We start from the raw sequence: 13,335 nt of genomic DNA, 5'->3' as shown, positions 1-13,335 counted from the left end.
TACTATATTATTTATCCGTTAATAGTTGCTTTAATTTGTCCCAACGCGGGTCAATATCTTCTTCTTGTTTACTCTCTTTTTTCTCTTCTTTGACCGTTAGCTCATTCAGTTTCTTTAAAGCGTCAGTTTGCAAACTTCCGTCTTTCACTCCTGGATGAACTCGTTTTAGCGGCACCGACAGTGCAATCATTTCATAAATGTATTGTGCTACATCTATTTCATGCTCTCCGTGCGGTAAGATTAAAAGCTCTTCATTATCGTTATTAAATTCCTCTCCAAAACGAACAATTAACTTCATTTTACCTTTTAAAGGCAAATCAAAATCTTCGCTTGTCAGATCACAAGGTACATTTACAGTTCCTTTGTGTTTGAATTCCAACTCTAACATGTTGCTCTTCTTCTCTAAAACTAAACCTACTTTGATATCCGAACTTTGAAATTCGTCGTAATCAAAGTTCGCAAAGAACGTGTTACTTATTTGATACTCAAAATGGTGTTTTCCTAGTTTTAATCCTACGAAAGGAATTAAAAAATCTTTTGTTTTGCTCATTTCAACATCAATTTGACCAATTCGTATCTAAAACTCAGATACCTGAATTGGGGTGCAAAGATATAAAATTATTATAAAACTAATAATCTTATTCACCTTTTTTTGTTTATAACTGTTTTTCTTTTATTTTGAGTGGTTTTTCAGTAATCTCCTCATACTGATTACGCGAGCGAAAAATATCTATTCCGAGATAAACCGCTTCTTTAAACGAGTTAAAATCAGCCATGTCTTTTCCGGCAATATCATAAGCCGTACCGTGGTCTGGCGAGGTTCTCACCTTATTTAAACCCGCTGTATAATTCACTCCTTTTCCAAATGATAATGTTTTAAACGGAATCAATCCCTGATCGTGATAAGTAGCTACAATCGCATCATACTTTTCATACTGACCGCTTCCAAAAAAACCATCTGCTGAAAACGGACCAAAAACCATCGTTCCTTTTTCAAAAATTTTCTTCAGGGTTGGCTTCAAAATCAAATCCTCTTCTTTACCAATCACTCCTCCATCACCACTATGCGGATTCAATCCTAAAACAGCTATTTTTGGCTTCACTATACTAAAATCCTGAATCAGAGATTTTCGGATCGTTTCAATCTTTCTGGTGATCAGCTCTTCGGTCAAATGCGAAGAAACCTCACTCAACGGTACGTGATCCGTTAGCAAACCTACCCTCAAATTGTCCTGAACCATCATCATTAAGGCATTTCCATCTAACTCCTGATCTAAATAATCGGTATGTCCCGGAAATTTAAAATCTTCCGACTGAATGTTGTATTTATTGATTGGCGCTGTTACCAGAACATCTATCAAACCTTCTTTTAATGCTTTGGTAGCCGCAACAAATGATTTAATCGCATATTGGCCAATTTTTTCATCATTTTTACCCAGATTGATATCAACTCCTTCTTTCCAAAGGTTAAAAACATTGACTTTACCAGGCAAAATTTGCTCTAACTTATCCACACCATGAAACTGAACTGAAGATGTAAAGCTCTTTTTAACAAAAGAAAGTATTTTAGCGTTTGCAAAAATAACTGGCGTACACATCTCCAACATACGGGAATCTTCGAATGTTTTCAATATAACTTCGCTTCCAATACCGTTTAAATCTCCAATTGAAATTCCAACAATTATATTTTCTGCTTTTTTATTCATGAGCTCAGGTTATTTATTACTAATTTTGATGTGCAAATTTAGTAAAATAAAACAACAATGTTCACAGGAATTATAGAAACCCTAGGAAGGATTCACGAAATAAAAAAAGATCAAAACAATCTTCACATCACAGTTGACTCATCTATTACAAATGAATTAAAAATTGATCAAAGCGTTTCCCACAACGGAATATGTCTGACAGTGGTAGCCATAAAAGATTCATTTTATACGGTAACCGCTATAGATGAGACCATTTTAAAAACAAATATCGGCGAATGGAAAGAAGGCGATATTGTAAATCTGGAAAGAGGAATGAAGCTTGGCGACCGTCTGGACGGACACATTGTACAAGGACACGTTGACCAAACCGGGACCTGTATTAAAATTGAAGAAGCGCACGGAAGCTGGAATTATACTTTTGAATACGACAAAAACCTCAGCAATATTACTATCGAAAAAGGTTCTATTACGGTTAACGGAGTAAGTCTGACGGTTGTAAACTCTAAAACAAACGAATTTAGCGTTTCCATTATACCGTATACTTTTGAGAATACCAATTTTAAAAATTTCAAAGTTGGAACCAAAATTAATCTAGAATTTGATGTTGTGGGCAAATACATTTCAAGACTTTATGCGATAAACAAGTAGTTCCTAAAAAACCACACATAAAAAAAGCTTCAATTTACATTGAAGCTTTTTTCATTTTATTTCTGTATATGATTGTAATTCCTAAAACAATAGCCACTATTGCTAAAAAAACTAAGTGATCGTCTATTGGAACTATGTCAGGATCATCCGGATCATCTGGTGGTGGCGGTATGGATTGTGCCAAAGCACTAAACCCACTTATCAAAGTCAGGCAAATTGTAAAAAAAACAGTCTTGATTATCTTCATAATTTTAACATGCTGCAATACAGCAAGGTAGGTTGTTAAATTTAGCTAATTTCATATAATTCGCACAAAAACAGGGGCTTACAACGAATTATTTGGCAAATGTATAAGTTTTTTGCAGAAACACAAGATTTAAAACAAAAAAAGAAAAACAAAAACGATATAGCATTTTTAACGTAAGAATAACCCTTTAAAACAGTAATCCCCTCATTACTACATACGTATATTTCTGTTCCTTAGATTCTTTTCCTACAAATCTAAATTTCAATTTCAATATTAAATCCAACTTTATCATCTGAGCAAACAAAAATCCATCTGAATAATTCAAAATTATTGTCTTTTACTGTAATTTTTAATTTTCCAAACCGACTTAAAGCATAAAAAACGATTCGCTGTCAACTACCCCAAAAAAATTATATTCTTTTTAATGAGTTACATTGTCATTACGTACAAACCTCTACTCTAAAACACTACCAACTTTTTTGTGTTCAAAAAACCAAATATTAACACGAAATAACCAATCGTTACATACAAATGGCAGTTGTTACAATAGCCAAATTAAAACAAGGCTAAAGCTATACTTTTGCCCCATAATAAAACAAAATTTGAGTCTATTTTAGATCAAAGCAGGTTTTAAACCACATTTTAAATCAGAGCTCTCAAAAAGCAAAAACACCTGATTGAAAGACAATTGACTTGAATTTAGCAGCTGAACTTATACCTGTTGACAATGAGAATTCCTTTATTTAAAGAAATTGGTAAGCAACAAGCCCCTAATATGATTGAGTAAAGTCAGTTCAGTAAAAGAAGCCGAAAATTGTTTTGTGTCTCTCAAAACATTTGAAACAGCATTATAGCAAAAATTAAAGCATTTACAATTGGACAGGATAGTACTAAATCCATCTTCAATAGACCTATAAGCATATAGTAAAAATCAAATAATTGAATTACGCCCAACGGTTTGGTTATTCTGGTTATTTAAACAATGGATCTGCAAACAGATCATCAATCTTAAATCTATTATAAAATGAAAAAACCTACTAGTATATTACTTCCATTTTTGTTCTTTCTGCAACTGTCAATTGCACAATCAGAAATTGGAAAGGAAAAATTGAAAGAGTTTCGTAAAAGTCCGAAATGGAAAGAAATGATGAATGATCCCAATGCGAATTTCAATGAAACCAATGTTGCTTTTAAGGAATTTTGGAAAGGAAAACCCAATCCGTTAGAATTGATGGAGGGAGAAGAAGAAGCTTTAGAAGAATTAGAAGAAAGATCCTTTATTTCCAGACTCTTTAAAAGTAATAAAACACTAAAAAAAGAATTGCTTCAGCATGCTGAAGATTTTAAGAAATTTAATTTTTGGAGAATCAAAAGCGAAGGTTTCGTAAAATCTGACGGAAGCGTAATGACTCGGGATGAAATTCAAGAGATGGTCCGGCAAGAACTACAAAGCAGACAAAAAAACGAAAAAATAATCCCCCAATAATCTTAAAATAACCCATGCAAACAAATTTACGTATTGCAGTCTTACTTGTATGCTCTCTTTTCTTTAACGGTACAAGTGCCCAAACTCCCAATTGGAAAAATATTGGACCTATACTCTTTCCAAAGAAGACCGTTGATCAGATACAAGGTATTGGGCGTTGTATTCAGATTAAATTTCACCCCTCAGATCCTAACAAAATGTATGTTGCCAGTGCTTCAGGGGGATTGTATCAGAGTAATGATAAAGGTCTTCATTGGACATCATTAGGAACCGATCAGGTTGCTAACACAACGTCTTCCTCTATAGCCATAGATCCTACCAATGATCAGGTGATTTATTGGGGAACAGGTGATGCAAATAATTCTTATGATGGTTTGGGTGTCTATAAAACGATCAATGGAGGAACCACCTGGACCGTATCTAATTCCGGAATGGGCAATCGATTGGTGATACACCTGCTTATTCTTCCTACGGATCACAACACTATCATTGCGGCTACAAGTAACGGTATCTATAAATCGACAGACGCGGGTGCTAATTGGAGCTTAAAATCTGTTCCTCGTATTGAAGTTCAGGATATGTGTTACAAACCAGGCACCAATGGTCAGGTAATTTATGCAACGGCTTCTAAAAATTTTTATCGTTCACTAGATGCCGGAAACAGCTGGACTGAAATCACTTCTCCAGCCTTTGTATTCGGAGCTAACGGAACAAGAGTATCCGTTTGTGAAGCCGATCCAAATGTTGTTTATGTTGCTAATGTTGGTGCTAATACGATAGGAGAAATTTATAAATCAACAGATGGAGGAAGTACCTTTACCAACATGCGTTCGACTAAGGAGTGTCTTGCCGCATATTCGGCATCCGGGGGAGGTGGTCAGGGAGATTATAATTTTGATTTTGAAGTCAACCCTGCTAATTCAAATGAGCTATATGTATGTGCTCATTTGATATGGCGTTCTACAGATGCAGGTGTTACCTGGGTGCAGCAACAAAAATCCTGGTCATCCGACCTTCATACCGACCAACATCATATTGTATTTGATCCTTATGTTAGCGGTCAGCTGTGGAATGCCAACGATGGCGGAGTCTGGAGCAACACCGCTAATGGAACAGGAGAGTGGACTCCAAAGTCTGACGGTATCGCAGCCACCGAAATTTATCATGGTGCCATTTCCAAAACAAATCGAAATCTATTATATATAGGCACACAAGATAATGGCGGAATTTATAATATTAATGGTACCTTTTATAATAACAGGGGAGGCGACTTTGGTCCGTTTATGTGGTTTGATTATTCCGGTAATTTTTACTCTGAATCAGACGGAAGTAGACACATATATCCTTCGGATTCTGACATAAGCTTGAATCTGCCGGAAACTCCATCGGGCGGAAAATTTACTTTCACTGCCGTAAATACCGACATTGCTTACCACGCTAATGCCGGAAAAATTTATCGTTGCATTAACCTTACTTCAGCTTCTCCTTCCTGGACACTTATTTACACCATACCATCTGGTACAGTCAAAGACCTCCAGGTAGATCCTGGTAATGCCGATCGCTTGTATGTATTTACAGATTCACCTGCATTATATCGATCTGACAATGCGATAACTGCTGCCTCTTTTGTTCAGATAACTCTCCCTGTTCAATCCACTAATGGTTCTGTAGCTCTCATACCTAATTCAGATGTTGTATACTTAGGACTTGGAAATACGATCTATCGCTCTGCGGATAAAGGGACAACATGGACCACCACAAAAGGATTTCCTGCAGCAAAAGTGTTAAAAGTGGTAGCTGATTATAAAAGTACCAATGAGGCTGTCTATGCTTCTTATCCCTTGGGCGTATATTATAAGGACAACACTAAATCATCCTGGATAAATTATTCTTCAGGCCTTCCTATAATTTCCGAAATAGTAGATATGGACATTTACAATGATGGTATCTCTAAAGGGATATTGAATGCTTATTTTTATGGAAGAGGCGCATGGCAGAGTGATTTGGTTCCTCCTCCGAGTAACATTACGGTGGCTATGACTTCGCCTGCCAACAATACAACATTTAGCAGTCCTGCTACTATCAATCTTCAGGCAACAGCTTCCGTAAGCTCAGGAAATATTAGTAAAGTAGAATTCTATAATGGAACTACCTTACTGAGTACAAGCCTGTCCTCTCCATATGTTTATTCGTGGAATGGAGTATTGCCTGGAAATTACGATCTGACTGCCGTGGCTTATGATAATTTGGGAAATAAAAAAAGCTCTGCCTTAGTGACTGTTACGGTGACTTTTGTTTGCAATAAAGCTTCAGGGACTCCCTTTGGCACTTCTCCTTATGTAGCAGGCAGTGAATATGATAAAGCATTTGACGGAGATATAAATACAAATTTTAGTGCTAAATCAGCCAGTTCAGGTTATACCGGATTAGATCTTGGAACCGCAAAAGTTGTTACAAATGTCAGATATTATCCAAGATCATCGCAAGCAATAAGGATGAAAGATGGAAAATTTCAGGGTTCCAATACGTCCACTTCTGCTGGTTTTGTAGATCTCTACACCATCCCAACCGAGCCAAATTATGCCTGGCAAGACGTTAGTATACCAAACAGCACAGCCTACAGGTATTACAGGTATTTATCGCCAGTAGACGGTTATTGTGATGTGGCTGAAATTGAGTTCTGTACCCATAATGAGCTTCCAACCATAAACCTTACAGCACCACTCCATAATGAACTTTATACTGCTATTCCTGCGAATATAAATATTACGGCAGCTGCTTCTGATACGGATGGATCGATAAGTAAAGTTGAATTTTATCAGGGTGAGACTTTGCTTGGTATTGATACGTCAAGTCCTTATTCGTTTGACTGGACGGGAGTTCCCAGCGGTACTTATCAACTTCTTGCAAAAGCTTATGATAATCTAAATGCTGTAGTGGTTTCCTCTCCTATAACCGTCGTAGTAGGAAATCAAAAACCAACAGTTTCAATTATTTCACCCGACGATTATGCTGTCTTTGCAAATCCTGCAAATATTACTATTTATGCAACAGCCTCTGACGCTGATGGTACTATCAGTAAAGTCGAGTTTTATAATGGTCCCTCTTTGTTAGGGACTTCAACAACCAATCCATACAGTTACCATTGGGCAGATGTGCCTGTAGGAACTTACACGCTTACAGCTAAGGCGTATGATAATAATGGTGGAACTACAGACTCTTCACCCATAACTGTTAATGTTCCTTTCACTTGCTCTCCGCTTTCGGGCAGCCCTTTTGGCACTCCTCCCTATTACACATATGCTACCTATGACAAAGCATTTGACGGAGATCTAGGAACAACTTTTCAAGCCAGTACATCTAATAACGGTTATACCGGATTAGATTTTGGAACAGCAAAAGTTGTTAAAGCAATACGTTTCTATCCAAGGGCATCTAGAGAAAGTAGAATGAACGGAGGGAAATTCCAAGGGAGCAATGTTGCTGATTTTAGTAGTGGGGTAGTCGATCTATACACCATCCCTTCTATTCCAGTTCTAAAATGGAATGAGGTTGCGCTTTCCAATGAAACTGCTTTCAGATATGTGCGTTATTTATCTCCGGCAGGGGGATATTGTAACGTAGCGGAAATTGAATTTTGCGGGTTAAACATTGTGCCAAAGGTAAACATTACTGCTCCGGCAAATGCTGCTACTTATGTTGCTCCGGCAGCAATTAATATTGCTGCTGATGTAAATGGTTCTGTAAGTAAAATAGAATTCTATATAGGAGCTTCTTTAATTGGTACCTCCACTAGCAGCCCATACAATTACAACCTTACAGGAATAAGTGGCGGAACTTACAATCTGACAGCAAAGGCTTATGACCCTGCCGGGACAGTTGTTTCTTCAGCTCCCGTAAACTTTACTGTCATCAATAATATTGCTCCAACAGTAAGCATTACTGCTCCAGCCGACAATGCAATTTATGTTGCTCCAGCCACTTTCGCTATATCAGCTACAGCTAACGATGCCGACGGAAATATAGACAAAGTAGAATTCTACAATGGCCCTGCACTATTAGGAACCGTTAACGCAAGTCCGTATACTTTTAATTGGAACAGTGTAGCTGCCGGAACATACACCTTAACGGCCAAAGCTTACGATAATAATGGAATTGTTACCACTTCGTCTGCGGTTTCGTTCAAAGTAAACCAACCGCCTACAGTAAATATTAGCAGTCCGGCCGACAATGCAATTTATGCTGCTCCGGCCACCTTCGATATATCAGCCACCGCTAACGATACCGACGGAAGCATAGACAAAGTAGAATTCTATAATGGCCCTACACTATTAGGAACCGTTAATGCAAATCCGTATACTTTCAACTGGAACAGTGTAACTGCCGGAACATACACGTTAACGGCCAAAGCTTACGATAATAATGGAACTATTACCACTTCTTCTTCAGTTTCAGTCAGAGTGAACCAACCTCCTACAGTAAGTATTACCACTCCAAAGAATAATAGTAACTACATTGCTCCTGCTTCTGTTACCATTAATGCTACAGCTGCTGATACAGATGGAATTGTGAATAAAGTAGAGTTCTATAATGGAACTAATTTAATCGCTACTTCAACCACCACTCCTTACACTTGTAATTTAACAAGTGTTTCCGCAGGTGCGTACTCATTGACCGCTAAAGCCTGTGATGATAGAGGTACATGCACTACTTCTTCTTCAATTGCAATTACGGTAAATACACCTGTCAATCAAGCTCCTTCGGCAAGCATTACTTCTCCTGCAACTAATACTGTATTTATTGCCCCTGCAAACATTACAATCAATGTTGTAGCTGCCGATTCTGACGGAACAATTTCTAAAGTAGAGTTCTATAACGGAGTAACTTTATTATCGTCCTCGACAACAAGTCCGTATACATACAATTGGGAAAATGTACCTTCTGGAACTTATGCCATAACGGTAAAATCATATGATAATGCAAATGCGACAGCAACATCAGCTGTGGTAAACGTGGTCGTTAATAATAATCAGGCTCCAACAGTAAGTGTTACTTCTCCGGTTAATAAAACGGCATTCATTGCTCCTGCAAGCATTATAATCAATGCTGCAGCAGCCGATTCTGACGGAACAATTTCTAAAGTAGAATTCTACAACGGAGCAACCTTATTATCGACTTCAACAACCAGTCCGTACACCTACAATTGGGAAAATGTGATTGTGGGAACTTACGCCATAACAGCAAAATCATATGATAATGCAAATGCAACAGCAACAGCAACATCAGCTGCGGTAAACGTAGTCGTTAATAATAATCAGGCTCCCACAATAAGCGTTACTTCTCCTGCAAACAACACTGTATTCATTACTCCTGCAAGCATTACAATCAATGCCGTAGCAACCGATTCTGACGGAACAATTTCTAAAGTAGAGTTCTATAACGGAGCAACTTTATTATCGACTTCAACAACCAGTCCCTATACATACAATTGGGAAAATGTGACTGCGGGAACTTATCAGATAACAGCAAAAGCCACAGACAATATCGGAAACCTGACCAGCTCTACTCCTGTAAATATTGTTGTGAAAACTAACCCGATAATTAGTATGATTTCTCCCTCTGAGAATGATCAGATAGTAGATAATGGAAGTGATGTTTTGTTTAGATTCAAGGTGACTGATCCTGATACTGTAGTATCATCCATTATCATTAAAGACAATGGGGCGGTAATTTCTAGAATAAGTAAACTTCCTTATTCATTTACCCTTACTAATTTAAGTTCGGGAGACCATTACTTCACGGCAACCGCTGTTCTTGAAAATGGTGCCGAATATACCTTTACAAGTTTGAATATAGTGAGCAAAAATTGCAAAAGTATGGAATGGAATACTTCAACTGATTATTTAATTGGAGACCAGGTAATCTACCAGAATAGTATTTACAGGGCTTTGGTAATTAACAAAAACAAACAACCGGATCAAGATAAATCCATTTGGTCTAAGATAGGAACTTGCGAGAATCTCTCCGTTGAAGATTTTCCTGCACCTAAATCTAAATACATCTTATATCCAAATCCATGCACCACACATTTCAACATCAAATTTATGGATTGTGCCGGAAAGAGTTTTCACTACAGCATAATGGATATAAACGGCAGGGTCATTAGAGAGCAAAAAAGCGAGAGTATCAACAATATTATATTTGAGAAAGAGGTAAACATTCAAAGTTTATCTTCAGGAACTTACATTGTAATTATTCATTTAGATGAGAAAGTATATGATGAAAAAATAATTATCATAGAAAAGCCTTCTATGTATAAGAAAAAGAGATAATGTTCTTTATCATTTTATGTTACGCAGAGAAAAATATTTAACATTTATAGCTTTTAGAAGTTGTGTAATCCTAACGCTTTACAATACTATAATCTATACCCTTTTTATTCAAGAGAAATTTCAAATCAATTTATTATAAACCCCAAATTAAATGAAAAAAGCATACCTTTTAATAGCATTCTTTGTTGCTATCACAGCTTATTCACAACAAATTACCGACACTACAGAGCCAAAGAAATTAAATGAAATACATCTAATTACAGAACGCTACTCGAGATCCACTCAGGATATGAAACACATTTCGAAAAAGGAAATAGAGTTTCAAAAAAGCCAAAATACTGCCGATTTACTAGCCAACACAGGTATAGTAGCTGTTCAAAAATCGCAACAAGGCGGAGGAAGTCCCGTGTTAAGAGGGTTTGAAGCCAATAAAATTCTGCTTCTCGTGGATGGAATCAGAATGAACAACCTTATTTACAGAGCGGGACATTTACAGAATATAATTACTGTTGACGAAAACTCGCTGGAACAGATTGATCTTCTTTTTGGACCCGCATCTACTATTTTTGGAAGCGACGCGTTGGGTGGTGTTATTAATATGAGAACCAAAAACCCCCTATTTCTTACCCAAACGAATAACAAGGTGTTTTCAGGAAATTTAATGTCAAGATACAACAGCGCCAATAAAGGATTAACACAGTATTTTGATCTTAATTTTGCAGGTAAAAGATGGAGTTCTCTATCGTCATTCTCGTATAATAGTTATGGAGATTTGAGAATGGGAGGCAATCCTAAGGGAAAGAATGAATCTTTTGGCGAGCGCCCTCAATATGTTGAAACTTCGAATAATGTAGATTATTTGATGCAGAATAAGAATCCACTCATTCAGAAGTTTTCCGGATATAAGCAATATAATGCCATGCAAAAGATCATCTTTCAACAGGATGAAAATACGCAGCACAGCCTGAATCTACAGTATTCGACCTCTACAGACGTGCCGAGATATGATCGTCTTACTGACCCATCGGGTTCAGGGCTAAAATATGCTGTTTGGAATTATGGTCCGCAAAAAAGATTTCTTTCGGCTTATAAATTTTCCAAACAAAAGGCTTTGTTCAACAGCGATATGAATCTTGGCCTGAGCTACCAAAATATTGAAGAAAGCAGAATCTCAAGAAAATTTAACGATAACAAAACTAAAAGTCAGGTCGAAAAAGTGAATGTACTTGCTTTTAATGCCGATTTCAGAAGAAAACTAGGCAAGGGTGATTTTCTTTACGGAGCCGAATTCTTTTATGACAATCTGAATTCGACTGCTACCAGTTCAAACCGCGTCACAGGTATTGTGACTCCAACAGATACACGTTATCCAAACGGTATAAATCACACCTTAAGAGCAGATATTTTTGCAACTTATAATGAAAAAATAAACGAAACTACTTTCTATAATTTGGGTATGCGTACCGGTTATTCTGCCTTAAAAAGCACTATTGCCAATAATTCTTTTTTCCAACTTCCGTATGACATCATCGAGCAGGACAACTTCACGTATAGCGGTACTGCCGGAATTGTGAAGAATATTAAGAGCACTAAATTGGCTTTCAATCTGGCTTCGGGTTACAGAGTTCCAAATGTGGATGATTTGGGAAAGCTTTTCGAATCAGTACCTGGAACCTTAATTGTACCGAATAAGGATATTGCTCCTGAGAAATCAGTAACAGCCGATTTGACTGTAGCATTTGGGCAGGGAAAGAGAATTCAGTTTGACAATACGGTGTACTATACCCGCCTTTTTGATGCCATTGTTACCGATCATTTTTTGTATAATGGACAGAGTTCTGTGATTTACGAAGGAGTAAACAGCGAGGTATTTGCCATGCAAAACAAAGGAAATGCTTATATAGGCGGTTTTTCTTCTTCCCTGAAAATCGCCATTACAAAACCACTGATGATTTATGGTATGGCAACTTTTACCAAAGGGGAAATAATGAACCGTACAGGGAATACTCCGTTGGATCATATCTCTCCAATGTACGGAAAAACAGGACTGAAATATGAAAATAAAAAGATGCTTCTGGATTTCTATATGTTATTTAATGGCAGGAAAAATAATAGTGATTATGCTATGAATGGTGAGGACAACGAAAAATATGCTCCTAAAGGAGGCATGCCGTCATGGCAAACCCTTAATTTCAAAACAGCCTTTTTTATCGATAAGAATCTGTCGGTTTATGCCGGAATTGAAAATATTTTAGACCTGCAATACCGTGTTTTTGCATCGGGGATCAATGCATCGGGCAGAAATATATCCGTATCAGCAAAATACCAATTCTAATACTAAATCCAACTTTATCATCTCAGCGAACAAAAATCCATCTGAATAATTCAAAATTGATTACTTTAAATAAAAGCTCCGGTCCTTCAAAATAACTCAAAACACAAAAAGACCGTTTCGTTACCCGAAACGGTCTTTGTTAATACTATTTAAAAGCTGGTTTCTCTTTTGCTGTTTTTTCTACATTATTTTTAATCCAATAAATTCACAAAACACCTTGTGCTTTCTATTAGAAATGGGCAATCTCATGTTATTTGTCATTTCACAGAAAAACCCCTCATTTTTTTTAATCCTATTGATATGAGCTATATTAACGATATACGATTGATGAATTCTGAAAAAAAACTCATCCCCAAGATCACTTTCATATTTACCTAAATTCTGACATGCAACATATTGTTTACCATCAAGTGTAAAAATACTTGTGTATCGACCATCCGCAATACAACAAATAATTTGATCCGTTTTAATAAAATCAACTTTATCAAAAGAGGATATCAGAATATACTTTTTCACTTTACTATCCATAGCTTATTTTTATTAATTGATACACAAATTAATCTTAACCTTCTACCAAACGT

The 13,335-nt window shown here is 36.8% G+C and carries 8 protein-coding genes; 4 read left to right on the top strand and 4 right to left on the bottom strand.

Annotation, left to right across the window (positions count from 1 at the left end; genetic code table 11):
* Positions 1 to 7 precede the first annotated feature (7 nt).
* A complete protein-coding gene (locus tag ACN1CN_RS17470; RefSeq protein WP_264525533.1) occupies positions 8 to 550 on the bottom strand; it encodes a YceD family protein in 543 nt (180 codons plus the stop codon).
* A 106-nt stretch (positions 551 to 656) separates the two neighbouring features.
* On the bottom strand, positions 657 to 1,706 hold the full coding sequence (gene pdxA, locus ACN1CN_RS17465; RefSeq protein WP_264525534.1) for a 4-hydroxythreonine-4-phosphate dehydrogenase PdxA: 1,050 nt from the start codon (positions 1,704 to 1,706) through the stop codon (positions 657 to 659).
* Positions 1,707 to 1,763: 57 nt separating this feature from the next.
* Between pdxA and ACN1CN_RS17460 the strand changes: the two genes are divergently transcribed.
* Positions 1,764 to 2,354 (top strand): riboflavin synthase, encoded by a 591-nt coding sequence (locus tag ACN1CN_RS17460; protein WP_264525535.1) that lies wholly within the window; start codon positions 1,764 to 1,766, stop codon positions 2,352 to 2,354.
* A 34-nt stretch (positions 2,355 to 2,388) separates the two neighbouring features.
* Here ACN1CN_RS17460 and ACN1CN_RS17455 read toward each other — a convergent pair whose 3' ends face one another.
* On the bottom strand, positions 2,389 to 2,601 hold the full coding sequence (locus ACN1CN_RS17455) for a hypothetical protein (protein ID WP_264525536.1): 213 nt from the start codon (positions 2,599 to 2,601) through the stop codon (positions 2,389 to 2,391).
* Positions 2,602 to 3,625: 1,024 nt separating this feature from the next.
* Here ACN1CN_RS17455 and ACN1CN_RS17450 point away from each other — a divergent pair.
* The 3 genes from ACN1CN_RS17450 (at position 3,626) to ACN1CN_RS17440 (ending at position 12,754) form a co-directional block, all read left to right on the top strand.
* Positions 3,626 to 4,087, top strand: coding sequence for a hypothetical protein (locus ACN1CN_RS17450; RefSeq protein WP_419136543.1), 462 nt, complete (start codon positions 3,626 to 3,628; stop codon positions 4,085 to 4,087).
* A gap of 14 nt (positions 4,088 to 4,101) precedes the next feature.
* Positions 4,102 to 10,419, top strand: a complete 6,318-nt coding sequence (locus tag ACN1CN_RS17445) for an Ig-like domain-containing protein (protein WP_419136542.1) — start codon at positions 4,102 to 4,104, stop codon at positions 10,417 to 10,419.
* A gap of 151 nt (positions 10,420 to 10,570) precedes the next feature.
* Complete coding sequence (locus ACN1CN_RS17440) at positions 10,571 to 12,754, top strand: TonB-dependent receptor plug domain-containing protein (RefSeq protein WP_419136541.1); 2,184 nt, start codon at positions 10,571 to 10,573, stop codon at positions 12,752 to 12,754.
* Positions 12,755 to 12,934: 180 nt separating this feature from the next.
* Here the strand turns inward: ACN1CN_RS17440 and ACN1CN_RS17435 are convergent, their stop codons facing one another.
* Entirely contained in the window at positions 12,935 to 13,282 is a 348-nt protein-coding gene (locus ACN1CN_RS17435; protein WP_419136540.1) for a LytR/AlgR family response regulator transcription factor, read from the bottom strand.
* Positions 13,283 to 13,335 lie beyond the last annotated feature (53 nt).

The sequence above is a fragment of the Flavobacterium sp. T12S277 genome, assembly GCF_048514875.1.
Classification (GTDB): domain Bacteria; phylum Bacteroidota; class Bacteroidia; order Flavobacteriales; family Flavobacteriaceae; genus Flavobacterium.
The sequence above is the reverse complement of the archived record's forward strand: the minus strand, read 5'-3'. Positions and strand labels throughout refer to the sequence as shown.